Genomic DNA, 26,754 nt, shown 5'->3' on the forward strand with positions numbered 1-26,754 from the left:
CCCCATGACCCACCCTCAGCAGGCGACCGACGACCGGACGGCCGTCACCGGCCGTCCCGCCTCCGACGGCCCGCTGCCGCTCCTCGCCGTCACCCTCGGCGACCCCGTCGGGATCGGCCCCGAGATCACCGCTCGCACCCTCGCCGATCCGGCGACCACCGCACTCGGCCGCGGACTCGCCGTCGGCGACGCCGCCGTACTGCGCCGCGCGGTCGCCGTCTGCGGTCTGGACGTCGAGGTCAACGCCGTCGGCACACCCGGTGAGGCACGCTTCGAGCCCGGCACCATCGATGTGCTCGACCTCGGCATCGCCCCCGCCGACCTCCCCTGGGGCACGGTCGACGCGGTCGCCGGCCGCTCCGCCGTGGCCGCGATCGAGGCCGCCACCCGCGCCGCGCTGGCCGGCGAGGTCGACGGCGTCGTCACCTCGCCGGTCAACAAGGAGGCGATCTGGGCGGCCGGTTCACAGCACCTCGGCCACACCGAGATGCTCGGCGAACTCACCGGCGCCGCGCACTTCGACACCATGTTCGTGGTCCGCGGCCTCAAGATCTTCTTCACCACCCGCCATCTCGCCCTGCGCAAGGCGCTCGACCAGATCACCGAGGAACGGGTCGCCGCGAGCATCCGTCACGCCGCCACCGCACTGCGCGTCTTCGGCCATGACGAGCCCCGGCTCGCCGTCGCCGCGATCAATCCGCACGGCGGCGAGGGCGGCCACTTCGGCGACGAGGAGATCACCGTCCTGCGCCCGGCGGTGGAGAAGGCGGCCGCCGAAGGCCTCGGGGTCGTGGGACCGATCCCCGCCGACTCGGTCTTCCACCAGGGCCTCGAAGGCCGCTTCGACGGAGTGCTGTCGCACTTCCACGACCAGGGCCATATCCCCGCCAAGACCGTCGACTTCGACGGCACCGTGTCCGTCACCGTGGGCCTGCCGATCCTGCGCACCTCCGTCGACCACGGCACCGCGTTCGACATCGCCGGCAGCGGCCGGGCCTCGCACGGCACGATGGCCGCGGCCTTCCGGGCCGCCGCCGGCTTCAGCCGCTTCACCGACCGGATCCGGGCCGCGTACGGAACGGCGGCCGCCCGGTGACGGACGCCAATCCGCAGTCGAATCCGCAGTCGATCCCGCAGACGTCGCCTGCGCCCCCCGCCAGGCGCTGGATGTATGTCATCCCGGTCGCCGCGATCATGTACATGCTGGCGTACCTCGACCGGAACAATGTCTCCGTCATCCTCCCGTACATGCACGGCGATCTGGAGCTGTCCAACGCCGACAAGGGGCTGGTCGGCGGCATCTTCTTCGTCGGCTATGTCTTCCTCCAGATCCCGGCCGCGATCCTCGCCCAGCGCTGGAGCGCCCGGAAGACCGTCCTCATCCTCATGCTGGCGTGGGGCGTGGCCGCGTCGCTGTCCGGTCTCGTACAGACCAAGTCGCAGTTCTACGTGGCCCGCTTCGTACTCGGCGTCTTCGAGGGCGGCGTCTGGCCCGCCGTCCTCATCCTGCTCGCCTCGTGGTTCCCGCTGCGCGAGCGGGCCCGTGCCAACGCGCTGTGGATGGCGTGTCTGCCGCTCTCCTCGGTGCTGATGGCGCCGCTGTCGGGGTGGATGCTCGACCACGGGACCTGGCGCTGGGTACTGGTGATGCAGGGCATCCCGCCCCTGGTGTGGGCGGTGGTCTGGTGGTTCGCGGTCGCCGACCGGCCCGCCCAGGCCCGGTGGATCTCCCGCGCCGAGGCCGACCATGTGGAGGGCGCGATCGCCGCTGACGAAGCCGCCAAACCGTCGGCGGGCAGCGGTTCGTACCTCGACGCGGTCAAGCAGAAATCGGTCCTCGTCCTCATCGGCGTCTACTTCTTCTGGATCACCGGCTTCTACGGCTTCAACCTGTGGCTGCCGTCGGTCATCAAGGAGCTGACACATGACGGATCGCCCACCGAGGTGGGAGCGCTCACCGCGATCCCGTTCACCGTCGCACTCATCGTGATGATCGCCAACGCCGCCTGGTCCGACCGCACCGGCAGACGGCGCCAAGCGGTGGCCGTCCCGCTCGTCGTGGGCATCGCCGCGCTGCTGCTGGGGCAGGCGGTGGACGGTGCCCTGCCCCGGATGCTGCTGCTGTGCGTGACGGCCGCCGCGGTCTATGCGCCGTACGGGCCGTTCTGGGCGATCCCCGGCCAGCTGTTGCGCTTCGAAGTCGTGGCCGTGGCGATGGGGCTGATCAACGCCCTCGGAAACCTCGGCGGCTTCGCCGGGCCCTACCTGGTCGGCTGGCTGACCGACGTCACCGGGTCCAGCGTGACCGGCTTCGCGGTGCTGTCCGCCTTCCTCGCCGTGGCCGTGGCGCTGGTGACACTGGGGCTGCGCCCGAGTGCGCGCCCCGTACCCCAGGTGGCCGGACAGGCGCCGGAGAAGGCCTGAGCGGGCGCACGGCTGACGCGGCATCAACCCAGTGGTGGCGGGCCCGTTTCGGCTCAGCGGCGGTCCCGCCGGCGGTCCCGCCGCGCCCGTGCCCACCCGGCCGACGTCCGGTCAGGTAAAGGGGCGCGGTTCCGCCGCCGGTCGTCACCTCGAACGGTCGACATCCGTAAGGGAATTCCTGGAAGACGGTCCCGGCGCAGGGAGCGGCGCCCGCTCCCCCTCGCGTCGGGCCGCCGTACCGACGGTGAACAGGACGATCACGTCTGCGAGTTGGGTGCATGAGGGCTCGGTGGGGGGGCCCGGACGATGCCGCGGTGGCCGGGCGCACTCTTCTTGTCGGTCCGGCGGACGGTTACTCCGACTCGCGCAATTGGCGAGGAGCAAGGTTTTGGGAGGTTCCGTGAAGGTGATCCCTGAAAAGGTCGATATACCCCTTTGATCCTCCTGAGGAGCAGACATGCGCATCCGCGCCGCGATCGCAGCTAGCGCCCTGGCCACCACTATCGTCCTGGGCGGTGCGAGCGCCGCCCTGGCTCACGGTAAGGACCACAAGGACAAGCACCACGGCCACCACTACAAGCACCACCACGGCCACGGCCACTACGGCTCCTGCTGGCTCTCCGCGGGCGTCCTCGACCACGTCGGCCCGGTCTTCAGCGAGGGCTGCGAGAACGGCGGCTGGGGCTGGGGCGACCGCGGCCGCAACGGGAGGTAAGCCAGAAAGCTGTCCAGCCGGTGCCGGCCGATACGACCACAGGTCCGATCGGCCGGCACCGGCTGCATGTGCGGGCCGCACACCCGGGCCCGTGCGTCAGCCCTTGAGGAAGTCCAGCAGGTCGGCGTGGAAGTCGTCCTTGTACGTGCCGACCGCCGAGAGGCCGTGCGGCGCACCCGGGTAGACCTTGAGCGTGGCGTTCTGCACCAGCTTGGCCGACTTCTGGCCGGCGGCCACGAAGGGCACGATCTGGTCGTCGTCACCGTGGACGATGAGGGTGGGGACATCGAACCGCTTGAGGTCCTCGGTGAAATCGGTCTCCGAGAACTGCTTGATGCAGTCGTACGCCCCCTTGAGCCCCATCTGCATGCTCCAGAGCCAGAACGCCTCGCGGACTCCCTGGGAGACGGCGGAACCGGGCCGGTTGGCACCGTAGAAGCTCTCGCTGAGGTCCTTGTAGAACTGTGACCGGTCGGCGGCGACCCCGGCGCGGATCTCGTCGAAGACCTCGAGGGGCAGCCCCTCCGGGTTGGCCTCGGTCTTGAGCATCAGCGGCGGGACGGCGCCGAGCAGGACCGCCTTGGCCACCCGGCCGGTGCCGTGACGGCCGATGTAGCGGGCCACTTCACCGCCGCCCGTGGAGTGCCCGACCAGCACGGCATCCCGCAGGTCCAGGGCCTCCAACAGCTGCGCCAGGTCGTCCGCGTAGGTGTCCATGTCGTTGCCGTGCCACGGCTGGCCGGAGCGGCCGTGCCCGCGGCGGTCGTGGGCGACCGCCCGGAAGCCGTGGGAGGCGACCATGTGCATCTGGTCGTCCCAGGCGTCGGCGTTCAGCGGCCAGCCGTGGCTGAACACGACGGGTTGGCCGGCCCCCCAGTCCTTGTAGTAGATCTCCGTGCCGTCGGTGGTGGTGATGGTGCCCATGATGCGGTCGGTCCTTCCTGCCGTTCACCGGTGTGCGGGACGTGGCCGTGGGGGCCGGGAGGCGGTTGTTCTCGGGACGGTCAGCAGCGGTCCGTCGGCGGAGCGGCGGTGCCACGCCGTCTGCGGACACTGGCGATGAGCCCCGCTCCGGCGACCACGGCCAGACCGGCAATCGTGCCGAGCCCCATGAACACCAGGGGCTTGGTGCTCGCCGCCGCCAGGGCGGGTGGTGCGGTCGGCCCGGCGGCACCGCCGTGGGCGGCGGCCGGCCCGGCGGTGGTGAAGAACAACGCGATGAGCAGGAAGGTGACGGCATACCCACGGCGGAGGCGGCTCGGCGAGCCCGGGGCGGGTGGTGCGGCCATGCGATTCTCACTTCTCCGCCTCGACAAGGAGGCTGCTGGGTCGAAGGATCGGTGGATCCCAGCGTTTCCGGCGTCGGCCGGAAGAGCGTGTCGTGAGAGGCAGAAGGGTGAAGACGGCCGACCATCCGAGTGGTGATCGGCCGTGCGGGGCTTCCCGGCGGACCTGCGCAGGCCGGGCCCCGTCCTGGTCGGCCGCCCCTCGCAGCGGACACCTGCGGGCACGCGCTCTCCCGCGGAGGCGCTCTGGACGGGCACGATGCCGTGCCTTAGCGTCGCAAGCCAGCCGTGCACCACCGTCCGAGTCCGATTTCCACCCAGGGAAGCCGAGGACGCGTTGTGACCACCATCCCTCCGCCGCCCGACATCCTGTCACCGGAGTTCGCGGCGGACCCGTACCCCGCGTACCGCATCCTGCGCGAGCACTACCCGCTCTTCCACGACAAGGGCACCGACAGCTATCTGCTCTCGCGGTACGAGGACGTGGCACGGGCCTTCCGCGAGCCGGTGTTCACCAGCGACAACTACGAGTGGCAGATCGAACCGGCGCACGGCGGCCGGACGCTGCCCCAGATGAGCGGCCGCGAGCACTCCGTACGCCGGGCCCTGGTGGCCCCCGCCTTCCGGGGGCGGGAGCTGCGGGAGAAGTTCCTGCCGGTCATCGAGCGCAACGCGCGGGAGCTGATCGACGCCTTCCGCGAGGACGCGGAGGTCGATCTGGTGGCGCAGTTCGCGACGCGCTTCCCGATCAACGTGATCGTCGACATGCTCGGCCTGGACCGGGCCGACCACGACCGCTTCCACGGCTGGTACGAATCCGTCGTCGGATTCCTGGGCAACCTGAGCCAGGATCCCGGGGTCGCAGCCGCCGGCCTGCGCGCCGGCGAAGAGCTCTCCGCCTACCTGCGGCCGGTCCTGACCGAACGGCGAGCCGCGCCCGGCGACGATCTGCTCTCCACCCTCTGCACCGCGGAGGTCGAGGGCACCCGGATGAACGACCAGGACATCACGTCGTTCGTCAGCCTGCTGCTGGCCGCCGGGGGTGAAACCACGGACAAGGCCCTCGGCTCCCTGTTCCGTAACCTGCTGGCCCACCCCGGCCAGCTCGCCGCCGTGCGCGCCGACCGGTCGCTGGTCCCCGCGGCCTTTGCCGAGACCCTGCGCTACACCCCGCCGGTCCAGATGATCATGCGTCAGCCCGATGCGGACGTCACCCTCAGCGGCGGCACGGTCCCCGCGGGCGCCACGGTCACCTGTCTGATCGGCTCCGCGAACCGCGACGAGCGCCACTACGCCCGGCCCGACGCATTCAACGTCCTCCGCACCGACCTGACCCCCGCCACGGCCTTCAGCGCCGCCGCCGACCACGTGGCCTTCGCCCTCGGCCGGCACTTCTGCGTGGGCGCTCTGCTGGCCAAGACCGAGATGGAGGTCGGCGTCAACCAACTGCTCGACGCCTTCCCCGCCATGGACTTCGCCGGGGACACGGCACCCCCCGACGCAGGGGTGTTCACCCGGGGCCCGGCGCGGCTCCAGGTGCGGCTCACGCCTGGTGAGGGAACGGGAGCCCGCAGCACGCCACCTGCCCCTCACCCATCCGGACGGTGAGGTCCGCACCGTGATGCGCCAGGAGGAGGTCAAGAGGGAGGAGGGAAGGTCCGGGCGCAGTGGTGAGGTCCGGCCCCGGCCGTTCGTGGGGCAGCCGGAGGGGTCAGGCGTCGGCCGTCGGCGGCCTGCGCAGTACGTAGAGGCCGACGGTCACGGCGAGCACGATGACGCAGGCGGAGAAGGTCAGGCCCGCGCCGCGCAGCCCGAGCACCAAAGTGAGCGCGCCGACGCCGACCACGGGCAGCGAGATGCCCAGGTAGGCGACGAGGAAGAAGGCCGAGATGGTGCCGCCGCGGCGCTCGGGCGGTGCCGCGTGGCCCACGGCGGTCAGGCCGGCCCGGAACGCCAGCCCTTGGCCGATTCCGCCGCACACCGCGCCGATGACCAGTACCGGCAGTGAACTCACGGCCAGCGAGGTGGCCACCAGCACGAGCCCCACCACCAGCACCAGACAGCCACCCGGCAGGGCCCTGCGTACGCCGATCCGTTCCGTGAGGGACTGACCGGCGGTCGATCCCAGGAAGACCGTGAAGACGATGAGCCCGGCGACCGCCAGGTTGTGCACGCCCAGGGTCTGGCCGACGAAGCTCGGCGCGACCGCGGTGAACAGCCCCAGGAGGGAGAAACCGGCGAACGCGGCGACGGCCGAGGGGGCGAAGACGCCCCGCACTTCGGGCGGCAGCCGCAGGCGCTGGGGCTGTAGTTTCCGGGGGCGGTGCGGATGTTCGACGGTCTCCGGCAAGCGCCAGGTCGCCACGGCTGCCACGCCCACCAGCGCAAGATGCACCAGGAACGGCAGGGTCAACGGCCAGGGCGCGTACTGGGCCAGCAGCCCCGACAGCAACGGGCCGCAGCCGAGGCCGCCCATGTTCGCGGCGGTGGCGGCGAACCCCGCCTGTGCTTCCTGGCCGGGCTTCGCGAGCTCCAGCACGGCCGCCGTGGCCGCACCGCTGAACAACCCGGCGGCAAACCCCGACAGCACCCGCCCCAGCAGCAGCATCGGCAGCCCGCCCTCGAACACGAAACACAGTGCGCTCGCCGCCGACAGTCCCAGTGCGCAGAACAGCACCGGGCGCCGGCCCACCTCGTCGGAGAAGTTGCCGGCGAGGAGGAGAACGGTGATGACGCCGAGCGCGTACACGGCGAAGACCACGGTCACCATCAGCTCGGAGAACCCGAGCTGCTCGCGGTAGAGCCCGTACAGCGGGGTGGGCAGGGTCGTCCCGGCCATGCCGATCGCGAACACGCCCGCCGCCACCGGATAGCCGAGTCGTCGCCTGCCACTCGTGCGATCGCTGATCATGGTCTCAACGTAGGTCCCGTGGGCCGTGCCGTCGAGAATCCCTGGAGGGACCCGCGGGCGGGGGACCAGGGAGTGTTTCCACGGAGGCCGGGGAGACACCCCCTGACCCGTGGGTGGGCCGGGCGTGGTGCTCCCGCGAGCGGCGGGGGCACCACGCTGTGCCTGGTCCGGAGCGGATCAGTGCTTGGCGGAGGGCGTGTTGGCCGCCGTCACATTCACCGCGGCCCAGGCCTTGTCCACCGTCTTGTACGCGGTGCTCCCGGCGCCGTACAGGTCCTTGGCCGCGCGCAGGGTCGCGGTCCGGGCGTCATGGAAGTCGGTCGTGGAGACCATGTACCGGGTGAGCGCCCGGTAGAAGATGGCCGTCGCCTTGCTCCGGCCGATGCCCGTCACCTTGGAGCCCTTGTACGTGGGGGAGTTGTAGGTGACGCCACCGATCGTCTTCTTGCCGCTTCCCTCGGCGAGAAGGTAGTAGGCGTGCGAGGAGACACCGGAGCCGGCGTGCACCTCGGTGTCGTAGGACGCCTTCGACCAGTAGTCGACCGTGCCTTCGAGCTTGTCGAGGGACGGCTTGTCCAGACGGCGCAGGAACTTCTGCTCCAGGCCGAGCTTCTCGCCCATCAGGTAGTTCGGCGGGTTCTTCGGGTTGTTGGTCGAGAATTCGACCGCGCTGCCGAAGATGTCCGCCAGCGACTCGTTGAGGGAGCCGGGCTCGCCGAACTGGTTCCCTTCGGCGTCGACGCGGGTGGGCTGGAGGTTGGCCGTCGCGTCGACGACGCCGTGGGTGAGCTCATGGCCCGTGACGTCCAGTACGACCAGGGGCTTGGCGAACGTCTTGCCGTCGCCGTCGCCGTAGAGCATGCAGCCGCAGTCCGAGGACCAGTAGGCGTTGCCGACCTTCTTGCCGAAGTGCACCAGGGCGCGCGCCCCGCGGCCGTCATTCTTGATGCCCTTGCGGCCGAAGGTCTTCTTGTAGAAGTCCAGGGTGCCGGCGATGCCGTACTGCGCATCGACGGCGGCGGTCGCCCGGTTGCTCGTGGTGCCGTTGCCCCAGCGGTTGGTGGTGCTGGTGAACGCCTTGCCGTCGGCGAACTTCTCCAGCTCCTTGTCGCCGGCGTCCCGGGTCTCGGTGTTGCCGCGGGTGGAGTCCTTGAGGGTGAAGGACTTCTTCGCGGTCCGGGTGGTCGACAGCGGCACACTGCCGACGAAGAACGACGCGCCGGAGCCGGTGGCCGCGGAGGGGAACCCGTTGGCCTTGGCCGCCTTGTCGGTGGCGGGCGCGGTGGGAGCGAGCAGGCTGGTCGAGGGGTTGAGCCGCTCGCCCCGTGCCCGCAGCTTGGCCTGGAGGGCGGGCGACAGGAACGAGTCGTTGGCCAGGACGTTGCTCAGCACCGTTCCGGAGGCCGCGTCGATGACGACCGTACGGGCGCCCTCGGCCTCAGCGGTACGGCTCTCGGCCACCTGCACCCGGTAGGCCAGCGTGGTCCGGTTGTCGCGGGCATCCACGACCAGTTCGGCGTCACCGGCGTGGCCCTTCGCCACGGCGGCCGCCTTCGTCCGGGCCTCTGCGGCCGACAGCTTCGGGTCCGTGTCGGACACGTCGAGCTGGTGACGGTAGGCCCGGGTCACGCTCTCGTACGCCGACTCGGCGGTCAGGTGGACGACGAGGTCACCACCGAGAACCGGCAGTCCGCGGTGGGTGCGCACGAAACGGACATGCTGCCGGCCGTCGGGGTCGACGAGCGCATCCGTGGCCTTGAGGGTGTCTTTCTTGCCGACTCCGGTGGCCGAGGCGTGGGCGTACGCGGCGGCGCGGGTCGTATCAACGGCCTTCTGGAGGGCGGGAGTTGAGGAGGAGGGGGAGGAGGGGGAGGCAGCGACCGGCGAGGCCGCGGGGGAGGCGGAGGCATTGCCCGCCACCCCCGCAGTGAGGGTTGCGGCCGTCGTCACTGCGACGGCGATGGCCAGGCGGTGTCTGCGTATGTGGGGTCTACGCACTACTGGGGGTCCTTAGCGCTGCGGGGGCGGTCGGCTGGCCAACCGCCCGTACGCGCGGTGCTGTTGTGCACCACGGGGGCCGCGGGGCCCCGCGCAAACCCTGGTATGTCTGGCATGGGCATGTAAAGCGAAATGATCAGGATTCAAGATTCCTGGTCGAAATTTAACAATTGGTCAGCTTTAAGTAGCCAGAAGGTGACCAACGGTGCTCCATGGGAAGAGACATGGAGTGGCGCGAAATGGTTGCTCGGAAGGTGCGCCGAAGGCGATGTCGTGCAGCACCGGAGGATCGCCGCGCCTTGCCGGGCGCGGAACCGGGGGGGGGAGGGGCCGGGCGCCGGTCAGTCCGTCGGCGAGGTAAATCCGCACGACACGGCAGGGCCGCTCGCAAGGTCCCTCAAGCCGGGGCCGGTGCCCGGGTCGGTGCCGGGGATCGCGGCGTCGGGATCAGAGGGCGCCGGGCTGCGGGTGGAAGAGTTCCTCAAGGGAGGCGTCGGCGCGTTCGCCGCCGCGTACGGCTTCGACGACGGCCTGGTGGAAGGTGCGGCTGGCTTCTTCGGAGTGGCACGGGACGGGGCTGCCGGCCATGGTGTACCAGTCCGTGGCTCCGGTGTACTGCACAGCTACATGCGCCAGGTCTTCCGACCAGGTCGTGTGGATGGTCAGGTCGCCGTTGATCACGCCGATCTCCGCGGTGCGAACCGCGCCGGGTAGGGCGTGGATCCCGACAGTGGTCCAAGATGCCCAGGTCATGATGTTCCCCTCGGCGACAAGGGCCCCGGCCGGCGGCCGGGCGCGGTGTCTCAAGTTTGGCACCTGAGGTGCGGGAGCGCACCGCATGCGGTGGCGCGGATTCCGGAAAAGACGGTGGACGACTTGCCGCGCCTGGTCTCCGGCTCCGTCAGCTCGGCAGGCCTTGGTCGACTCGCTCACCGGTGGATGTGCATCGGTCACCGTCCGTGCCTGGCCGTCCGCCGGCCCGCCACGGTCACCTGTGGACGTTTCGAGGCGCGGTCACCACCATGATGCGGCGCTGCGCCCGGCGCATCGACGACGGCGCCCACCGCCAAAAGGCCGGGCAGGCGCTGATCAAGAAGACCTGCCCGGACTGCCGTGGCACGCGCCGCCCCGAGGGCAGGGGCGTCATCGTCGCCGGTACGCGGCCGTCGACGCCGCCCGCCTTCCAAGTGCTGTGTCGACTCATGGACTTGGGCAACACCGTGCTCGTCATCGAGTATGACCTCGCACAGTCGGCCGGGCTCGCTCACCGGGGCGTTTCCGGACGCACCGCGCCCGTGACGCACCGCATCCGTAGGGGAGTACGGTCCCGGCCCGCACGGGTCATCGAGCGGACCGGGACCGTGACGGCTGTCCTTGCCACGGCGAGCCACCGGGCGGGCCATCCGACCAAAATCCCCGGCGGAATCTCAGTCGATGACCGTATGGAAGAAGGTGACGGCGGCGCCGAAGGCAGCGCCGCCGACGAGGGTTGCGGAAGCCGGTGTTCCCCCATTGAAGAAGGTGAGCACACCGGCGCCGATAGCAGTGAGGGCGCCGAGCAGAAAAATGACGGCGGCGCGCTGACTCAGCAGGGTTGATCTGTTGTCGGACACATCAACTCCGATCTGCGCGGGAGCGATGAATCGCTCGGTGCGGATGCTGATGCTCTAACTGATCTTCTCATCTCACCCCCTGGATTTTCGGCAGCACGCGAGAAAATTCCGAAAGGGGGACGGAAAGCATCAATATGGCCTCTGGGTCGTGTTATGGCCGAGGAGAGAAGGCGGACCCCGAACGCCTTGCAGGGACCGGGCGCCAGGCGGTCCGATATCGCAAAAGGGCGATGCCCGAGCGGAACATCCGGGTCTCGGCGAGTCGTAGCTCCGCTATCCCGTCGCGTCCGCGAACAGCCGGCGGACGGTCACAGGACGGGTCAGCGCCCGGCGCTCCGCACACTCTGTGCGCCTCTTCTGCGGCCCTCCACCTGCCGGGTGATCGCGAGGACCGCCATATCGTCGTCGCGCGGCCCGCCGCTCCAGCGCTCGACCTCCCCCACCAGGCGGTCGATCAATTCCCGGGGCCCCCGAAACGGCCCGTGGTCCGCCAGTTGTGCCGCGGGGTCGTAGAACGTTCCGGCATGGTTCCGGGCTTCCGTCACGCCGTCGGTGACCAGCAGCAGTGTGCTGCCCGCCGGGAACGGCCAGGCGGTGGGGCCGGTCCGCGCCGCGCCCAGCGTGCCCATCCCCAGCGGAAGGCCCGGATCACCGACCTCCAGTGCCTGCACCTCGTCGTCGTGGCAGAGGTACGGCGCGGGGTGGCCGCAGTTCAGCAGTCGCAGCGCCGTGGCACCCGGGGCGATTTCGCAGATCAGGGCCGTGATGAAGCCTTCGAGCCGGTTCTCCTCGGAGGTGTGCTCGCTCTCCCGCAACAGGGCGTGTTCCATCCGGTCGGCCAGCACCGTCAGCTCCGGCTCCTGCTCGGCGGCCTCACGGAACGCGCCGAGCAGCACCGATACCGCGCTCACCGCCCCCAGTCCCTTGCCGCGCACATCGGCGATCAGCAGCCGGACGCCGAACGGGGTGCGCTGGACGGCGTAGGCGTCACCGCCGATCCGGGCCTCGCTCTGCGCGGCCTGGTAGCGGGCGGCGATGGTCAGCGGACCGATGCGGTCCGGTGGCGCGGGCAGCACGGCGCGCTGGGCGGCCTCCGCCACCGACCGGACGACATCCAGGTGGCGTCCGTGACGGGCGATCACCCGGTTGACCCCGACGCCCATGAGCGCGGCGAAGAGGGTGTTGATGAGCTCCAGATGGCCTTCCAGGATGTCGGCGGTGCCGTCCTTCACCGTCAGCGCGAAGACGCCGACGATGATGGCGGCGCCGATCGCCAGGGTGTGCCGCAGGGAGAGCAGTGCACCGGCCGTCACGCTGGCCGCCGTCAGCATCGGGTCGCCCCAGTAGTCCGCCGGCGAGAACGCGTCCCAGACGAGCCCTCCGGCGACGAGGACGCTCGGAGCGAACTCGACGTATCGGGGCCATCGTGGGGAGAAAGAAGGCATAGATATTCCTGACCAGCCATCCATGTCGGGTAGTCAGGAATATGCCTGTTCCGGGCCGATTTATACAGCGCGCTCCGGTGGTCGGGCGATGCCGGCCGGGCCGCCCGCCGTGCGCACTCGGCCCACAGCCTGCGGCCACCGGCACCCCGGACGCCCGAACGTGTGTCACTCCTTCGAGGCGAGCCGGGCATGGGCACGGACATCCGCGTCCGGGTCGTCCGCGACCGCGGCCCAGGCCTGGCGGGCCTCCTCGCGGCCGGAGTGCGGGCGCAGCGCGAGCACCCCGGCCTTGCGCACATCCGCGTGCGGGTCGGCGAGCGCGGAGCGCAGCGCGGGCACGGCGAGTTCGGCGCCGGCGGCCGCCAGTGCCGTGGCGGCACCGGCCCGGACCTGCCAGGCCGGGTCGCCGAGCGCCGCGACGGCCGCCGTGTCGTACGGCGGTGGGCAGCCGGTGGTGGCCAGCGCCGCGAGCGCCGCGGCCCGTACGAGGAGATCCTCGTCGTGCAGCAGCACCGCCAGGTCGTCGGGGCCGCCGACCGTGCCGAGGCCGTGCGCGGCGGCGACCCGGACCTCGCGCGAGGGGTCCGCGGCAGCGCGTTGCAGAGCGTCGGAGGCGTCGACGGAGACCAGGGCGCGGACGGCCTGGATCCGCACCTCCACGGCAGGATCGGTGAGCGCGGTGACGAAGAGGGCCCGGTCGCCGAGGCGGAGCGTGCGCAGCACCTCCACGGCCGCCGAGCGGACGACGGCGTCGGGGCCGTGCACGGCGGCGGCCAGCGGCGTGCGCAGGTCGGGCTCCGGTGTCAGGACCTCGATCAGTTCCCGCAGCGAGGCACCGGCGGCGGCCCGTACGGCCGGGTCGGGATCGGCGAGGGCGGCGGCCAGGGCCCGGCCCGTGCCGGGCGGGACGCTTTCGGTGAGCGCGTCGACGGCGGCGCGACGGACGGCCGGGTCGGGGTCGGCGAGGTAGGGGCGCAGCGTCGGGAGGTCCGGCTGGTCCTCGGCGAGGGCGAGGAGTTCGAGGATGCGGGGGGAGGGGCCGGGCACGGGACCGGTCGCGGGAGGGTTCCCGGCCATGGCGCCGTCACCTGATGCCGCGCCGTCCGGCGCCGCAGCGCTCACCCCCTTTGGGCCCGCGCCCGTGGACCCCACCGGCGGCGTGTCCCTCCGCCCGGCCGTGGCGACCTGCTCCGGGTGGACCTCGCCGAGGAACCGGGGGGTGCCGCCCACCGGGGCGTACTCGTCGACCGGGACGAGATACGGCGCCACGGGCCTGGCCGTGAACTCCATCGCTCCCGCGGCGGACTTGCGCAGATCGAGGTGGTGCAGCCAGTCGTCGTCATCGGTCTTCGGGTGGTCCGTGCGCTCGTGGTAGAGGCCCCAGCGGGACTCGGTGCGGGCCAGCGACGACCGGGCGGCCATCTCGGCGCAGTCGCGGATGAAGCCGACCTCGGCGCAGCGCATCAGTTCGTGCGGTGTGCGGGCGCCCATGGCGGCGATATCGGCGTGCATCCGCTCGAAGTGCTCGACGGCCAGCGACAGCCGGGCGCCGCTCTTGGGCGGGGCGACATAGTCGTTGACGAAGCGGCGCAGCTTGTACTCGACCTGCGGCTGCGGCGGGCCGTCGGGGTTGCGCAGCGGCCGGTAGACCAGTTCGTGGGCCTCGTGCAGCTGGTCGGCGGGCAACTCGCCCTCATACGCGCGGTGGCGGGCCGCGTCCGCACCCGCGAGATCGCCGAAGACGAACGCGCCGATCATGTAGTTGTGCGGGACACAGGCCAGGTCACCCGCCGCATACAGACCCGGCACGGTGGTGCGGGCATGGTCGTCGACGCGTACGCCCGACGCCGAGTGACCGCCGCACAGGCCGATCTCGGAGATGTGCATCTCCACGTCATGCGTGCGGTAGTCGTGGCCGCGGCCGGCGTGGAACGTGCCGCGGGTGGGGCGCTCGGTGGTGTGCAGGATCGTCTCCAGGGCGGAGACGGACTCCTCCGGGAGGTGACTGAGCTTCAGATAGACGGGACCGCGTTCGGAGGCGACCTCGGCCGCGAACTCCGCCATCATCTGCCCCGACCAGTAGTCGGATTCGCCGAACCGTTCGCCGTGCCGGTTGACCTGGTAGCCGCCGAAGGGGTTGGCGACGTAGGCGCAGGCCGGGCCGTTGTAGTCCTTGATCAGCGGATTGATCTGGAAGCACTCGATGCCGGTCAGTTCGGCGCCCGCGTGATACGCCATGGCGTAGCCGTCGCCCGCGTTGGTGGGGTTCTCGTAAGTGCCGTAGAGGTAGCCGGAGGCGGGCAGGCCGAGGCGGCCGCAGGCACCGGTGGCGAGGATCACCGCGCCGGCCCGGACCGTGACGAACCGCCCCGTACGGGTGTGGAAGCCCGCCGCGCCCACCGCCCGGCCGCCGGAGGTCAGCACCCGCACCGGCATGATGCGGTTCTCGATGCGGATGCGCTCACGCATCTCGCGCCGGCGCAGCTGCCGGTAGAGGACCTTCTTGACGTCCTTGCCCTCCGGCATCGGCAGCACGTACGAGCCGGAGCGGTGCACCTGGCGGACCGCGTACTCGCCGTGCTCGTCCTTCTCGAACTTCACGCCGTACGACTCCAGCCGCTGCACCATCGCAAAGCCGCGGGTCGCGGTCTGGCGGACGGTGGACTGGTCGACGATGCCGTCGTTGGCGCGGGTGATCTCGGCGACGTAGTCGTCGGGTTCCGCGCGGCCCGGGACGACGGCGTTGTTGACCCCGTCCATGCCCATGGCGAGCGCACCGGAGTGACGGACATGTGCCTTCTCCAACAGCAGGACGGAGGCGCCGTGTTCGGCGGCGGTGAGCGCCGCCATGGTCCCGGCGGTGCCGCCACCGATCACGAGGACGTCGCAGGACAGCTCCTCGGCGGTGTCGAGGGAGGGGATCTCCATGGCTTCCGTGGTCTCCATGGCGGTGCCTTGCGGCATGGCGGTGCCTTTCGGTTGCCGGGTCACGTCGTATGACGCGCCCGTCACATCGGTCATGTCGTGGGTCATCCCGGGGTCTCGACACCGGGTCAGGGGCCGGGCCGGTCACCCAGCGACGCGAGGACTTCGCGGCGCAGCGCGACCGTCGCCGGATCGGCATGTGCCGCCCGTGCCCGTGGCCGCGGTACGTCCAGCACCCGGCCGGTGCCCAGCAGGGCGACCCGGTCGCCCAGGAACAGCGCCTCGTCCACGTCGTGGGTGACGAAGACGACGGTGGCGCCGGTACCGCGCAGCGCCGTCACCAGCAAGTCCTGCATGCCGGCCCGGGTCTGTGCGTCGAGCGCCCCGAACGGCTCGTCCATCAGGACCGCACGCGGCCGCCCGGCCAGCGCACGGGCCAGCTGGCTGCGCTGCCGCTGGCCGCCGGAGACATGGTGCGGCAGCCGTGCGGCGTGCTCGGTGAGTCCGACCCGGGCCAGCCAGTCGTCCGCCCGCGCGCGGCGCTCCGCGCGCGCCACACCCCGGATGGCCAGCGGGAGTTCCACATTGGCCCGCAGCGTGCGCCAGGGCAGCAGCGCATCCTCCTGGAAGATCAGCGCACGGTCGGCGGCGGGCCCACCGACCGGATCGCCGTCCTGGCTCAGCCGGCCGCCGAGCAGCGGCAGCAGGCCCGCCAGAGTGCGCAGCAGAGTGGATTTGCCGCAGCCGGACGGCCCGACGACCGTGAGGATCTCACCGGCGGCGACATCGAGGTCCAGGCCGTCCAGAACGGGGGCACCGGGCCGGCCCAGCACGGCGTCGTGGAGGACCAGCCGGAGGCCCGGGGCGGGTTCCTGTGCCGGAACCGCCGCGGTGATCTCGGTACGGGTCATGAGGGCTCTCCGATCGCCGTGCGGGCCACCCGCCACCGGAGTCGGCCGCCCGTGGGCGGAGAGGGGTCGTCCGCGGTCCGCGGCAGCCACCGCGTCACGCGCCGCCCCAGCAGTTCCACCGCCGTGGAGGTGAGCCGGCCGAGCAGACCGATCGTGGCCATGCCGACGAACACCCCCGGGTAGTCGACGATGGTGTAGTCCTGCCAGGTCCGGTAGCCCACGCCGTACTCGCCGGAGATCATCTCGGCGGAGATCACACAGATCCACGAGACACCGATGCCCACCGACAGCCCGCCGAGGATGCCCGGCAGCGCCCCCGGCAGCACCACCGACCACAGCACCCGCCACCGGCCCCCGCCCATGGTGCGGACCGCCTCCTCCCAGACGGGCGTCAGCGCCCGCACCGCATGCCGGGTGGAGACCGTCACGGGGAAGAACGCCGCGGCGAACGTGATGAAGACGATGCCCTGTTCGTTGCTGGGGAACAGCAGGATCGCCACCGGTACCAGCGCGATCGCCGGTATGGGGCGCAGCACTTCGAGCAGCGGGCCGAGCAGGTCGGAGGCGAGCGGGGAGCGGGCGACGGCGGTGCCGACGGCCACGCCCAGGACGGCGGCGAGGGCGAAGCCGCCGACGATCCGGGTCACGCTGTCGGAGACGTCCTGCCAGTACGCGGCGGTGCCGAGCCGGCGGGCGAACTCGTGGGCCGTCTCGGTGACGGTCGGGAACTGGGAGAACCGCAGCCACAGGTTCACCCGGAACTGGGCGAGCAACTGCCATACGGCGAGCGCCGCGAGGACCGCTGCCGTGCGCCGGGCGGGGCGGGCCCAGGCCCGCCGGTGCGGGCCCGCCCGTCCCGTCCGGACGGCCGTGGTGGTGGGCGCGCTCACCGGGCCTGCTCCAGAGCGGCGGCGTAGCTGAGGGGGCGCGCACCACGGTGCTTGCGCGTCCAGGCGTCGGCGGTGGCCCGTGCGGCGAAGGGCAGCAGCCGTGCGCCGTCGCGGACCCAGACGGCTTTGTCGGCGAACCAGCGGGTGCCGGTCGTCGCGTCGGCCACATACGCGGCCCGTACCTTGCCGTGGTGGGCGGCGGCGAACCGCAGCAGGGCGTCCGGGCCGGTGAAGGAGTGGGTACGGTCCTCGCCGCGCAGCCACACCTCGTCGGGCGACGGGTGGGCGGTGCTGTTCCGGGCCTTGGCGTACCCGCTGCCGTAACTCTGTTTGACGTAACGGTCATTGACAAAGGAGTCAACATTGACCGGCCCGGTCAGCTTGGCCGCGCGCAGCACGGTCACATCCTTCTTCAGCGCGGCGACCAGCTGCGGTTTGAGGGTCGGATCGAAGGTGGCGAGGCCGCCGGCGCCGTTGTAGAGGTAGACCACCTCGGGCGGCAGACCGGTGGCCTCGGCGACCCGCCGGGCGGCATCCACCGGGTGGGTCTGCAACGAGCGCGTCGCCTCCCGTTGCGCGGTGAGGAACGCCCGCACCACGGCCGGGCGCTGCGCGGCGAAGGCGTCGCGTACGGTCACACCGTGGAAGGTGGGCAGGTCGAGCGCGCCCCCGTCGTAGAGCGCCTGCGCCTTGCCCTGGAAGGCGAGCAGCCCCGGCCAGGCCACGAACTGGGAGAGGGCGTCCGCGCTGCCCGACTGGAGTGCCGAGGCCCCCACGGCCGGCTGCTGATTGAGTTTGTGGATGTCCTGTTCCGGATCGATCCCGGCCTGCCGCAGGGCCCGTACGAGAGTGCCGTCGGAGGCCGAGCCGACGCTGCTGGACACCGTCTTGCCGCGCAGGTCCGCAAGCGAGCGCAGGCCGGAACCGGGCTTGGTCACAATGGTGTTGAGCGCCCCGCGCAGGTTGTAGCCGGTGACGGAGACCAGCCGGGTCGGCGCGTGCAGCTGCCTGCCACGGGCGGCGTTGATGAGCAGCGGGAAGTCGCCCATCGAGCCGATGTCGACCTTCCCCGCGACCATCTGTGCGGTGATCGGTGCACCGGTCGCGTAGTCCTGCCACCGCACCTTGTACGTTCTGCCGTCGCGCTTGCCCTGGGCGCGCAGCGCACGTTCGAACAAGCCCAGCGAGCGCAGCAGGGTACCGGCGGTGACGGTGTTGATGGTCTTGGACTGGTAGCCGACGGTCACGGTGACGGTCTTGTCGTCCGAGGCGTCCGCGGCGCTGCCGCAGCCGCTGAGCGAGGCCGCCAGCAGAACGGCCGGGAGCGCCGCGGCGAGCGCCCTGCGGCGAGCGGCACGGGGTGTGGCGGAAGAAGGGGCGGGCGGGCGCCGGGAGGGGGAGGGGGACGGCACGAACGGGGAGCCCGTGGGTCGGGAGCTCATGAACGGGGGCCTCTCATCGCAACAAATAGGGCATGTTGACCGTGACCGCGCCGGTGGGACAGCGCGCGGCACACGGCCCGCAGTACCAGCACTCGTCGACGTGCATGTACGCCTTGCTGCTCGCCGGGTCGATGGCGAGCGAGTCCAGCGGGCACATGTCGACGCACAGCGTGCAGCCGTCGATGCACTTGGATTCGTCGATGGTCACGGGCACATCGGTGCGTTGGGGCGCAAGAGGCATGGCGGTCTCCAGGGCATGGCGGGGTAGGGGAGGGCGGGGAGGGAAGGCGGTCGTCGGGGCGGAGCGGGCGCGGGGGCTCAGATCGTGCGGTGCAACAGGCCCCGCATGGTGAGACGGTCACCGCGGAAGCGGATGAACTCCAGGTCGACGGGGGTCCCGTCGGCGAGATGGGTGAGGCGTTCGAGCATCAGCACGGCCGTGCCGCGCGGCGCTTCCAGTACGGCGGCGGAGTGCGCATCGGCGTTGACGGCCTCCAGGGTGATCTCGGCGGTGCCCAGAGGCTGTCCCGCCGTCTCCTCGATCAGCCGGAAAACGTCGTTGTTCTCCAGATCGGCGTCGAGCAGGGGCAGCCCGATGTCCATCGGGATATAGGTGAGGTCCAGGGAGAGGGGCAGGCCGTCGAGCCTGCGCAGCCGTTCCACGTAGAGCACCTCGCCGCGCGGCGGGATCCGCAGCCGGTCCGCCACCGGGGCCGGTGCGGCGACCGGGCTGATGGTGCGTACCTCGTTGGTGACCCGGCCGTGCGAGTGCAGGGTCTCGGCGAGACCCATCAACCGGTCGAGCGCATGCGGATACTTCTGGCCCACCACCACCGTTCCCACGCCCGGCTGGCGCGCCACGAGCTGCTCGGCACGGAGCAGGTCGAGGGCCTGGCGGACGGTGTTGCGGGACACGCCGTAGTCCGCGCCGATCACCTCCTCGTGCGGCAGCACCCCATCGGGGAAGAGGCCTCCGAGCACCTGGTGCCGCAGCAGGTCGGCGAGCTGCCGGGCGCGGTCCGCGCGGAGCCGGCGACGGCGCGCGGCGGCTACCGGAGTGGTGTGCTGGCGGGTGCGTTCGGCTGGCATGCGGTGGACCCTACCGAGCGGATCCGGCCCGTGGTGTTGCCGCAGTATTGCGCCACCTACCGCCGTGCGAACGGCGGCTGTGACCTGGGAGTACGGCGCTGCCGCGGCAAGATCTGCCACCCCGGACACGGCCGCCCGGAACCCCCGCGCCGACCCTCCGATACTCCCGCGGCCGCCTTTCCGGTTGCTCCGCGGCACCGCGGATGCGGCCGTCCGGCCCAGCGAATGCGGCCGTCCGGCGTCCGTGTCGCCGGGCGGTCCGCGCCGACCTCCGGATAGCGTCGAAGCCCAGTACAACGCCGCCCCGACCCGAGCCGCACCGCCCGGCGCCGCCGCCGAGCAGGCGTGGCCACCGGCGGAGCGGGCCCCGCCGCGGTGCCGGGCGGCCGACGAGGAGGTGGGCGCGTGGCGGCCGTGGTGTTCGCGTTGCTCGCGGCCGCCAGCAATGCGCTGGCCACGGTGCTCCAGCGACGCGCGGCCCGCACGGTCCCGCTGTCCACCGGGCTGCGCCTCGGTCTGCTCGTCGATCTGCTGCACCGTGCCGTCTGGCTCGGCGGGATGCTCGCGGTCATCGCCGCGGCCTGCTTCCAGGCGCTGGCCCTGTCGCAGGGAGCGCTGTCGGTGGTGCAGCCCCTCTTCGTCCTGGAACTCCCCCTGGCCCTGCTCATCGGACGGGTCATCCTCGGCGGACACATCTCCCGCGGTGGATGGACGGGGGTGGCGCTGCTCGTCGTCGGCCTCGGCTGCGCCCTCGCGGCCGCCGCGCCCACCATCGGCACCGACCATGCCGCGTTCAGCAGCTGGGTGCCCGCGCTCGTGGTCTGCGCCGCGGTGATCGCCACGGCGGCCGCTGCCGCACTCCGCCGTGGCGAGGGCGGTGTACGGGCGGCCTGCTTCGCCGGGGCGACGGCGGTCGCCTACGCGCTCACCGCGGCGTTGATGAAGGACGCCACCCACGCCTGGCAGACCGGCGGCCCCGCCGCGTTCTTCACGGCGTGGCAGACCTACGGCTTCGCCGCCGCCGGGGTGACGGCCCTCTTCCTGCTGGAGAACGCCATGCAGTCGGGCCCGCTGACCGCCTCGCAGCCGGTCCTCACCCTCGGAGACGCGCTGGTGAGTCTGTCGCTGGGCGTCACCCTCTACGACGAACGGGTCCGGACCGCCTGGTGGCTGATCCCCGAATGCCTCGGCATCGCGCTGGTCCTGTGGGGCGCCGTGCTGCTCTCCCGCGTCGCGCTGGCCCGGGACCTGACCGGGGTTCAGGACAAGACGCCCGCGGCCGCCCGCGAGAGCGGTGCGGAGCCCGGACCGGCGGATACGTGAGCGCCGTGCGGCGCCCCGCGGCACCCCTGGACAGGGTCGCGGCCGGACGCTGTCGCCTCACAGCATGACGTGCTTGACCCAGAAGTCGTCCGGCCCGAGGCCGAGCGCGCGGGCCGGCCGTGGCGCCGGCTCCAGCGGGGTCGGCCATGTCCCGAGCACTGCCCGTGCCGGGGCGCCACTGCCCGAACTCATCGGCTACGTCCTTCCGTCGGCCCTGATCTCGTCGTCCGCCCGCCAGCGTGTCATGCCGTGCCCGCCGGCGGGCTCCCTTCAGCCGGCGGCCTCCGCACCGGCGTCGTCCATCAGGCCCACGAACATCGTCCGGTGCAGCTGGTCGACATGCCGCCGGGCGACCTCGGTCGCGCCCACCGGATCACCGCGGCGCAGGGCGTCGACCAGAGCGCGGTGTTCGCAGTTGGACCGCTGGAGGGTGTCGAGCGGATAGGGCAGGTAGTAGCGGTAGAGGTCCTGGAGCACCGCGCCGTACGGTGCGGCGGCGAAGGCGACGCCCGTGGCGTCCGCCACCGCGAGGTGGAACCGTTCGTCGTGGCTGCGGAACTCGGTCCAGCTCCCGGCCGCGTCCATCTCGCCGACCAGTTGGTCGAGGACGTCGAGGGCGGCTTCGCCTGCCTGGAGGGCCGCCAGATGGGCGATCCCGCATTCGAGGACGAGCCGGTGGTCGATCAGCCGGTGGACCTCGGCCGCTGCCGCCCGGTAGGCCGCGGCCTCGGTGACCGTCCCCTTCGCGGGCCGCTCGGCGACGAGGGTGCCGCCGGTCCGGCCGCGCCGGCGTTCCAGCACGCCGTCGGCGTGCAGCGAGGTGAGTGCGCGGCGGACGGTGATGTCCCCGACGCCCAGTGCCGCGGCGATCTCGTCGGTCGGCGGGAGGCGCTCGCCGGGTGCCAGCAGGCCGAGCTCGACGGCGAGGGCGATACGGGCGCGCACCGTGTCCAGGGCGGAGAGCCGTTGGATGCCACCCAGTGGCGGGGCATTCAGGCCCCGCACCGCGGCCTCGGCGTCCGTGGCGTCGGGAAGGTGTCCGGGCATGACTCACTCTAACAAACATCTCATTATGAGATCTCTTGAATAAGAGCTCATCTTGCTCTAATTTCATGCGGGTCCTGAAGTCCACCCCCGCGGCCCGTCGGCCACACCGCCGTCCGGCCACTGAGAACGCAGGTGAGACCCGTGTCCCGACCCCTGCCCGTAGCCCTCGTCCAGGCACCGCCCCGCCCGGCCACGGCGCCCTTGTCCGGCTTCGCCGCGGAGGTCGGGGAGCTGATCGCGCGCTTCCCGCAGACCCGGCTCGTCGTCTATCCCGAGCTCCATCTGTGCGGCGTGACCGGGGGCGCCGACGGGTCCGAGGCCGAGCTGCGGGCGGCGGCCGAACCGCTGGACGGTCCCCGCGCGAGACAGCTCGCCGAGCTCGCCGGCGATCTGGGCATCTGGCTCGTACCCGGCAGCGTCTGCGAGCGGGGACCGGACGGCGAACTGTTCAACACGGCGCTGGCCTTCTCCCCGGAGGGCCGTCCCGCCGCCTCGTACCGCAAGATCTTCCCGTGGCGGCCGCACGAGCCCTACGACGCCGGGGACCGCTTCGTCGTTCTCGACCTGCCGGGGACCGGCCGGGTCGGCTTCTCGATCTGCTACGACGCCTGGTTCCCCGAAGTGGCCCGCCACCTCGCCTGGATGGGCGCCGAGGTGATCATCAACCCCGTCATGACCACCACTGCCGACCGCGCCCAGGAACTGGTGCTCGCCCGCGCCAACGCCATCGTCAACCAGGTGTTCGTGCTCAGCGTCAACACCGCGGGACCCACCGGCACCGGCCGCAGTCTCGTCGTCGACCCCGAAGGCCGGGTACGCACCGAGGCCCCCGACCAGGGGCCCGCCGTCCTCACCGATGTGCTGGACCTCGACGACGTCACCCGGGTACGGGAGTTCGGTACGGCCGGGCTGAACCGTATGTGGGACCAGTTCACCGACACCGACGCTCCGCTGGAACTCCCGCTCTACGACGGACGCATCGACCCACGCCGCTGGCGGCCCGCCGGCCCCGCCCCGTTCCCTCGCGGCACGGGCAGCTGACCGCCCGACCCCTTCCCACCCCGTATCGCGGCACATCCCCCGGAGCCACCCATGGACCCCTCCGAGCACACGCTCGCCCGCACCCTCACCCTCAAGTCCGTCGTCCTGTTCGGGCTCGCGTACATGACCCCGCTGATCGTCCTGGGGACCTTCGGCGTCGTGGCCGACACCACCGGGGGTGCCGTTCCCACGGCCTATCTCCTCGCCCTGTGCGCCATGCTGTTCACCGCGCACAGCTACGGGAAGATGACGGCCGCATACCCGGTCGCCGGGTCGGCGTACACCTACGTCAGGGAAGCCATCGACGGACGCGTCGGCTTCCTCGTCGGCTGGGCGACGCTGCTCGACTACTTCTTCCTGCCCATGGTCATCTGGCTCATCGGCGGCGCCTACCTCCAGGCGGAGTTCCCCGACGTCCCGTTCTGGGTGTGGATCCTCGGCTTCATCGTGCTGACCACGGCGCTGAACGTCCGGGGCATCAAGACCGCGGAACGCGTCAACGACCTGCTGATGGTCTTCCAGTTCCTGGTGATCGCGTTCTTCGTGCTGCTGTCCCTGCGGCATGTCGTCCAGCTCGGCGGAGCAGGCGCACTCGCCGACAGCACGCCCTTCGCCAACCACGCCACCACCCTGGCCGGCATCTCGGCGGGCGCCGCCATCGCGGCCTACTCCTTCCTCGGCTTCGACGCGGTCACCACCCTCACCGAGGAGACCATCGAGCCGAAGCGGACCATGCCCCGCGCCATCCTCCTCGTCGCACTCATCGGCGGCGGCATCTTCGTCGCGGTGGCCTACGCGACCCAGCTGGTCCACCCGGGCAGCGTCTTCACCGATGCCGACTCCGCGGCCTTCGAGATCGCCCGGGTCATCGGCGGGGACGTCTTCGCGTCGGTCTTCCTCGCCGGCCTGGTCGTCGCCCAGTTCGCCTCCGGCATCTCCGCCCAGGCCAGCACCTCCCGGCTGCTGCTCGCCATGGGCCGCGACTCGGTCCTCCCGCGCAGGACCTTCGGGTGGATCCACCCCCGTCTGCGCACCCCCGTCTTCAACATCCTGCTCACCGGCGCCGTCGGCCTCATCGCCCTGCGCATGAACGTGGCCACCTCCACGTCCTTCATCAACTTCGGCGCCTTCACCGCCTTCACCTTCGTCAATCTCAGCGTTCTCGCCACCTACCTCCGCAGCCGCCGGGCCGGTGGCCGACCCCGCGTGCTGCCCTATGTGATCGCCCCGGTCCTCGGCGCCGCCGTCGACATCTGGCTGCTGGCCCATCTCGACTCCAAGGCCCAACTCCTGGGCCTGATCTGGCTGGCCGTGGGCGTCTGCTACCTCACGTACCTCACGAAGGGCTTCCGCAGGCCGCCGCCGAAGATGGACCTCACCGAGGACTCCCGTACCGCCGCAACCGCCTGAAGCCCGCCCGGCAGACCCACCGGGGCGCTGTTGCCGGAAGCCGTGTGATCATCTCGGGATGAGTGCGAGTGGCGGGGCAGCAGTGCCCGGGTACGGGACGGAAGCGGCCGAGGGCCCTGCTTTCGTGGGGGAGTTCGAGGTACATCTCACGGTCCGGGACGACGGGGGCCGCGGGGCGGCCGGGGCGCTGGCCGCATACGCGGCGGCCCATTGCCTCACGTGCGTACACATCCTCCTGGAACAGGGGGACGTGCCCTCGCAACCGATGCTGACCCTGCACGGGTCCGGGACGTACGCGAAGGTCCGGACCGAAGCCGCCGCACGGGCGGACGGGCTGCGCGCCGCGGGCTTCGACGTGGTGCGGACGAAGATCGAGGCGACTCCGTGGACCGCGGGCGTACCCGGCACGGACGACGAGGCCGCGGGGCTCGGCCCCGGGTACTACTTCGAGCATCACCTCAAGCTGGTGCTCGCGCGCTCCGCTCCCCTCGACTCCCTGCTCGCCGTCGTCGTCGGGCACGGTGCGCACCTCTCGCGGAACGCACGCCGGGTGCGGTCCGACGGCAGGGCGGAGCGGTTCGTGACACAACGGTGCAGGATGGTGGGCCTGGCGACCGCAGGGCGGCGGCTGGACGCCTTGTCGGCGCAGCTGCGCGCCGCGGGATACCAGCTCGCCTCCGTCGAGCGGGAGTTCGTGGTGCACGACGGGAATCCGGCGCTCGACGCCGGCTGGCTGGACGGGGAGTTCGCGATGGCGGGGGAGGGGATCGGCTCGTGACAGGGACCGACGAGACGGGTGCGGCGTCGGAGTGGCAGGCGTTCCGGTACGGACCGTGGGCGGACACCGAGGTCGTGCCGCGGGCCAGGCCCGACGAGGCGACGCGGGCCGAGATGGATCTGCCCACCACCCTGCTTCCCGTACCGGATGACGGTGTGGTGCAGCGACCGGTCTTCGACCCCGCGGCGACCCACCATGCCTTCGGGATGCGCCTGGGTGAGCCCGGCTTCGCGGACACGGCGGTCGGCGAGCGGTGGTACGAGGCGCGGCGGCATGCCCTGCATCACGTACTCACCGCGCTCGCGCAGTCCCCCTGGGCCGGCCATCTCGTGCTCCGCGGCAGCATGCTGCTGAAGGAGTGGTTCGGGGACGCGGCACGCGAGCCGGGGGACCTCGACTTCGTCGTGGTACCCGAGAACTGGCAGCTGGAGGACGACCGTACGGACCGGATGCTCGACGGCATCGCCGCCGCGGCCGAGGCGCTGTCCCACCGCGGCGGCCCGGTACGCCTCGACGCGCGTGCCGCCGTCGGCGACGAGATCTGGTCGTACGACCGGGTGCCGGGCCGGCGGCTGGTCATCCCGTGGACGGCCGAAGCCGACGGCGTCCCGGCGGGCAGCGTGCAGCTCGACTTCGTCTTCAACGAGCGCCTCCCCGCGCCCGCGGAGCCCGCCGAGATCCGCGGGCCCCAGGGCACGGCACCTGTGGTGGTCCGAGCGGCGACCCGTGCGCTGTCGCTCGCCTGGAAGGTGTTGTGGCTGGTGAGCGACAGGCACCCCGAGGGCAAGGACCTCTACGACGCCGTCCTGCTCGCGGAGAGCACCGAGTTGCCTTTCGCCCTGCTGCGCGAGGTGTTCCGGGGTGTGGAGGACGGCTGCTACGACCGCTCTCCGGTGCTGCTGCGGACCATCTCCGAGATCGAACGCGACTGGTCCGAGTTCCGCAAGGAGTACCCGCCGCTCGCCGGGACCGTGGCAGCGGATCCCTATGGCGAGCACCGGTACGTCCATCGTCTCGTGACGGCCCTGGAGCCCACCTTCGCCTGCGACGACGGCAGCGGCGCCACCGCCGAATACCGGCAGCGGGCCGCCTGGTTCGCGTCGCTGACCGCGGAATGCGCCGGGGTTCTTGCCGAGCGAGGTATGGACGCGGTGCAGGACCTGCTGCTGGAGCGGCGGATCGGGTTCGAGAACACGGTCGTCCTCACCCGGGAGTTGTCCGGCCGCGACGGATGCACGCTGCGGGATGCGGCCGCCGTGGTGGCGGAGTTCCGCAGGGATCATCCGGCGGTCGCCCGGTGGACGTGGCTGCTCACCGACCCGGACGAGGCGGTGCAGGAGCTGAGCGGGGGCGAGGCCGGCACGCCGGGCTGAGCGGGGGCTCCCCGCAGTTCGCGCCCGTCCTGGAGAAGGTCCGCGTGCCCCGCACCGGGCCGGGCCGGCCGCGTACCAGGCCCGATCGCATGCGTGCCGGCAAGGCGTGTGCCTCCCGCTACGAGGCGACGGT

Annotated in this window: 24 protein-coding genes; 10 read left to right on the top strand and 14 right to left on the bottom strand. The window is 71.6% G+C overall.

Annotated elements, in window-relative coordinates; genetic code table 11:
* Positions 1 to 4 precede the first annotated feature (4 nt).
* From pdxA to K7C20_RS34555, 3 genes are all read left to right on the top strand, one after another.
* Complete coding sequence (gene pdxA / locus K7C20_RS34545) at positions 5 to 1,096, top strand: 4-hydroxythreonine-4-phosphate dehydrogenase PdxA (protein ID WP_048828889.1); 1,092 nt, start codon at positions 5 to 7, stop codon at positions 1,094 to 1,096.
* Complete coding sequence (locus tag K7C20_RS34550) at positions 1,093 to 2,424, top strand: MFS transporter (RefSeq protein ID WP_107083365.1); 1,332 nt, start codon at positions 1,093 to 1,095, stop codon at positions 2,422 to 2,424. Before pdxA ends, K7C20_RS34550 begins: the two co-directional genes overlap by 4 nt.
* Before the next feature lie 457 nt (positions 2,425 to 2,881).
* Positions 2,882 to 3,139 carry a hypothetical protein gene (locus K7C20_RS34555; RefSeq protein ID WP_030982475.1) on the top strand — a complete coding sequence of 86 codons (258 nt, stop codon included), beginning with the start codon at positions 2,882 to 2,884 and terminating at the stop codon, positions 3,137 to 3,139.
* A gap of 96 nt (positions 3,140 to 3,235) precedes the next feature.
* On the opposite strand, the gene K7C20_RS34560 is transcribed toward K7C20_RS34555, so the two are convergent.
* Together K7C20_RS34560 and K7C20_RS34565 are read right to left on the bottom strand one after the other, a co-directional pair.
* The gene (locus tag K7C20_RS34560) at positions 3,236 to 4,063 is read right to left on the bottom strand and encodes an alpha/beta fold hydrolase (RefSeq protein WP_053208976.1); all 828 of its coding nucleotides are present in this window, start codon (positions 4,061 to 4,063) and stop codon (positions 3,236 to 3,238) included.
* Positions 4,064 to 4,143: 80 nt separating this feature from the next.
* Positions 4,144 to 4,428, bottom strand: a complete 285-nt coding sequence (locus tag K7C20_RS34565) for a hypothetical protein (RefSeq protein ID WP_030077229.1) — start codon at positions 4,426 to 4,428, stop codon at positions 4,144 to 4,146.
* A gap of 336 nt (positions 4,429 to 4,764) precedes the next feature.
* Here K7C20_RS34565 and K7C20_RS34570 point away from each other — a divergent pair, with 336 nt between their 5' ends.
* Positions 4,765 to 6,033, top strand: coding sequence for a cytochrome P450 (locus tag K7C20_RS34570; RefSeq protein WP_048828890.1), 1,269 nt, complete (start codon positions 4,765 to 4,767; stop codon positions 6,031 to 6,033).
* 103 nt (positions 6,034 to 6,136) lie between these two features.
* On the opposite strand, the gene K7C20_RS34575 is transcribed toward K7C20_RS34570, so the two are convergent.
* The 3 genes from K7C20_RS34575 to K7C20_RS34585 form a co-directional block, all read right to left on the bottom strand.
* Positions 6,137 to 7,336: an MFS transporter gene (locus K7C20_RS34575; protein ID WP_053208975.1), complete on the bottom strand. Its 1,200-nt coding sequence runs from the start codon at positions 7,334 to 7,336 to the stop codon at positions 6,137 to 6,139.
* A gap of 177 nt (positions 7,337 to 7,513) precedes the next feature.
* Positions 7,514 to 9,334: a M4 family metallopeptidase gene (locus tag K7C20_RS34580; protein ID WP_030077236.1), complete on the bottom strand. Its 1,821-nt coding sequence runs from the start codon at positions 9,332 to 9,334 to the stop codon at positions 7,514 to 7,516.
* A 447-nt stretch (positions 9,335 to 9,781) separates the two neighbouring features.
* Positions 9,782 to 10,087 (bottom strand): hypothetical protein, encoded by a 306-nt coding sequence (locus tag K7C20_RS34585; RefSeq protein ID WP_048828891.1) that lies wholly within the window; start codon positions 10,085 to 10,087, stop codon positions 9,782 to 9,784.
* 269 nt (positions 10,088 to 10,356) lie between these two features.
* Between K7C20_RS34585 and K7C20_RS34590 the strand changes: the two genes are divergently transcribed.
* Positions 10,357 to 10,932 carry a hypothetical protein gene (locus tag K7C20_RS34590; RefSeq protein ID WP_160328703.1) on the top strand — a complete coding sequence of 192 codons (576 nt, stop codon included), beginning with the start codon at positions 10,357 to 10,359 and terminating at the stop codon, positions 10,930 to 10,932.
* A 335-nt stretch (positions 10,933 to 11,267) separates the two neighbouring features.
* Here the strand turns inward: K7C20_RS34590 and K7C20_RS34595 are convergent, their stop codons facing one another.
* The 7 genes from K7C20_RS34595 to K7C20_RS34625 all read right to left on the bottom strand — a co-directional run bounded on the left by K7C20_RS34595 (position 11,268) and on the right by K7C20_RS34625 (position 19,649).
* Entirely contained in the window at positions 11,268 to 12,392 is a 1,125-nt protein-coding gene (locus K7C20_RS34595) for a PP2C family protein-serine/threonine phosphatase (protein WP_030077241.1), read from the bottom strand.
* Positions 12,393 to 12,557: 165 nt separating this feature from the next.
* Positions 12,558 to 15,338 carry a fumarate reductase/succinate dehydrogenase flavoprotein subunit gene (locus K7C20_RS34600; protein ID WP_053208993.1) on the bottom strand — a complete coding sequence of 927 codons (2,781 nt, stop codon included), beginning with the start codon at positions 15,336 to 15,338 and terminating at the stop codon, positions 12,558 to 12,560.
* Positions 15,339 to 15,445: 107 nt separating this feature from the next.
* Positions 15,446 to 16,228 (bottom strand): ABC transporter ATP-binding protein, encoded by a 783-nt coding sequence (locus K7C20_RS34605; RefSeq protein ID WP_107083364.1) that lies wholly within the window; start codon positions 16,226 to 16,228, stop codon positions 15,446 to 15,448.
* The gene (locus tag K7C20_RS34610) at positions 16,225 to 17,118 is read right to left on the bottom strand and encodes an ABC transporter permease (protein WP_030077243.1); all 894 of its coding nucleotides are present in this window, start codon (positions 17,116 to 17,118) and stop codon (positions 16,225 to 16,227) included. The genes K7C20_RS34605 and K7C20_RS34610 overlap by 4 nt, the downstream gene beginning before the upstream one ends.
* On the bottom strand, positions 17,115 to 18,560 hold the full coding sequence (locus K7C20_RS34615; RefSeq protein WP_078953076.1) for an ABC transporter substrate-binding protein: 1,446 nt from the start codon (positions 18,558 to 18,560) through the stop codon (positions 17,115 to 17,117). The genes K7C20_RS34610 and K7C20_RS34615 overlap by 4 nt, the downstream gene beginning before the upstream one ends.
* Positions 18,561 to 18,573: 13 nt before the next feature.
* A complete protein-coding gene (locus tag K7C20_RS34620) occupies positions 18,574 to 18,801 on the bottom strand; it encodes a 4Fe-4S dicluster domain-containing protein (RefSeq protein WP_030077246.1) in 228 nt (75 codons plus the stop codon).
* A 77-nt stretch (positions 18,802 to 18,878) separates the two neighbouring features.
* A complete protein-coding gene (locus tag K7C20_RS34625; RefSeq protein WP_030077247.1) occupies positions 18,879 to 19,649 on the bottom strand; it encodes a GntR family transcriptional regulator in 771 nt (256 codons plus the stop codon).
* Between the two features lie 405 nt (positions 19,650 to 20,054).
* Between K7C20_RS34625 and K7C20_RS34630 the strand changes: the two genes are divergently transcribed.
* Positions 20,055 to 20,972 (top strand): DMT family transporter, encoded by a 918-nt coding sequence (locus K7C20_RS34630; protein WP_053208974.1) that lies wholly within the window; start codon positions 20,055 to 20,057, stop codon positions 20,970 to 20,972.
* 57 nt (positions 20,973 to 21,029) lie between these two features.
* Here the strand turns inward: K7C20_RS34630 and K7C20_RS39125 are convergent, their stop codons facing one another.
* Both K7C20_RS39125 and K7C20_RS34640 read right to left on the bottom strand, forming a co-directional pair.
* Positions 21,030 to 21,164 (bottom strand): hypothetical protein, encoded by a 135-nt coding sequence (locus K7C20_RS39125; RefSeq protein ID WP_280921986.1) that lies wholly within the window; start codon positions 21,162 to 21,164, stop codon positions 21,030 to 21,032.
* Between the two features lie 78 nt (positions 21,165 to 21,242).
* Positions 21,243 to 22,019, bottom strand: a complete 777-nt coding sequence (locus K7C20_RS34640; protein ID WP_053208973.1) for a FadR/GntR family transcriptional regulator — start codon at positions 22,017 to 22,019, stop codon at positions 21,243 to 21,245.
* A gap of 141 nt (positions 22,020 to 22,160) precedes the next feature.
* Between K7C20_RS34640 and K7C20_RS34645 the strand changes: the two genes are divergently transcribed.
* From K7C20_RS34645 to K7C20_RS34660, 4 genes are read left to right on the top strand one after another with little or no spacing between them, the layout of a single operon-like run.
* Positions 22,161 to 23,060, top strand: a complete 900-nt coding sequence (locus K7C20_RS34645) for a carbon-nitrogen hydrolase family protein (RefSeq protein ID WP_030077251.1) — start codon at positions 22,161 to 22,163, stop codon at positions 23,058 to 23,060.
* Positions 23,061 to 23,111: 51 nt separating this feature from the next.
* Positions 23,112 to 24,470 carry an APC family permease gene (locus K7C20_RS34650; protein WP_030077253.1) on the top strand — a complete coding sequence of 453 codons (1,359 nt, stop codon included), beginning with the start codon at positions 23,112 to 23,114 and terminating at the stop codon, positions 24,468 to 24,470.
* Between the two features lie 58 nt (positions 24,471 to 24,528).
* Positions 24,529 to 25,248: a hypothetical protein gene (locus K7C20_RS34655; protein WP_030077255.1), complete on the top strand. Its 720-nt coding sequence runs from the start codon at positions 24,529 to 24,531 to the stop codon at positions 25,246 to 25,248.
* Positions 25,245 to 26,621 carry a nucleotidyl transferase AbiEii/AbiGii toxin family protein gene (locus K7C20_RS34660; RefSeq protein WP_052414258.1) on the top strand — a complete coding sequence of 459 codons (1,377 nt, stop codon included), beginning with the start codon at positions 25,245 to 25,247 and terminating at the stop codon, positions 26,619 to 26,621. The genes K7C20_RS34655 and K7C20_RS34660 overlap by 4 nt, the downstream gene beginning before the upstream one ends.
* Positions 26,622 to 26,754 lie beyond the last annotated feature (133 nt).

It is taken from the genome of Streptomyces decoyicus, from assembly GCF_019880305.1.
Lineage (GTDB): Bacteria > Actinomycetota > Actinomycetes > Streptomycetales > Streptomycetaceae > Streptomyces > Streptomyces decoyicus.

Excerpts from the sequence above, each read along its gene's own strand:
- pdxA (WP_048828889.1), top strand. The coding sequence starts at position 5 with ATGACCCACCCTCAGCAGGCGACCGACGACCGGACGGCCGTCACCGGC.
- K7C20_RS34555 (WP_030982475.1), top strand. The coding sequence starts at position 2,882 with ATGCGCATCCGCGCCGCGATCGCAGCTAGCGCCCTGGCCACCACTATC.
- K7C20_RS34560 (WP_053208976.1), bottom strand. The coding sequence starts at position 4,063 with ATGGGCACCATCACCACCACCGACGGCACGGAGATCTACTACAAGGAC.
- K7C20_RS34565 (WP_030077229.1), bottom strand. The coding sequence starts at position 4,428 with ATGGCCGCACCACCCGCCCCGGGCTCGCCGAGCCGCCTCCGCCGTGGG.
- K7C20_RS34575 (WP_053208975.1), bottom strand. The coding sequence starts at position 7,336 with ATGATCAGCGATCGCACGAGTGGCAGGCGACGACTCGGCTATCCGGTG.
- K7C20_RS34585 (WP_048828891.1), bottom strand. The coding sequence starts at position 10,087 with ATGACCTGGGCATCTTGGACCACTGTCGGGATCCACGCCCTACCCGGC.
- K7C20_RS34590 (WP_160328703.1), top strand. The coding sequence starts at position 10,357 with ATGATGCGGCGCTGCGCCCGGCGCATCGACGACGGCGCCCACCGCCAA.
- K7C20_RS34595 (WP_030077241.1), bottom strand. The coding sequence starts at position 12,392 with ATGCCTTCTTTCTCCCCACGATGGCCCCGATACGTCGAGTTCGCTCCG.
- K7C20_RS34600 (WP_053208993.1), bottom strand. The coding sequence starts at position 15,338 with ATGGAGACCACGGAAGCCATGGAGATCCCCTCCCTCGACACCGCCGAG.
- K7C20_RS34605 (WP_107083364.1), bottom strand. The coding sequence starts at position 16,228 with ATGACCCGTACCGAGATCACCGCGGCGGTTCCGGCACAGGAACCCGCC.
- K7C20_RS34615 (WP_078953076.1), bottom strand. The coding sequence starts at position 18,560 with ATGAGCTCCCGACCCACGGGCTCCCCGTTCGTGCCGTCCCCCTCCCCC.
- K7C20_RS34620 (WP_030077246.1), bottom strand. The coding sequence starts at position 18,801 with ATGCCTCTTGCGCCCCAACGCACCGATGTGCCCGTGACCATCGACGAA.
- K7C20_RS34625 (WP_030077247.1), bottom strand. The coding sequence starts at position 19,649 with ATGCCAGCCGAACGCACCCGCCAGCACACCACTCCGGTAGCCGCCGCG.
- K7C20_RS39125 (WP_280921986.1), bottom strand. The coding sequence starts at position 21,164 with ATGAGTTCGGGCAGTGGCGCCCCGGCACGGGCAGTGCTCGGGACATGG.
- K7C20_RS34640 (WP_053208973.1), bottom strand. The coding sequence starts at position 22,019 with ATGCCCGGACACCTTCCCGACGCCACGGACGCCGAGGCCGCGGTGCGG.
- K7C20_RS34650 (WP_030077253.1), top strand. The coding sequence starts at position 23,112 with ATGGACCCCTCCGAGCACACGCTCGCCCGCACCCTCACCCTCAAGTCC.
- K7C20_RS34655 (WP_030077255.1), top strand. The coding sequence starts at position 24,529 with ATGAGTGCGAGTGGCGGGGCAGCAGTGCCCGGGTACGGGACGGAAGCG.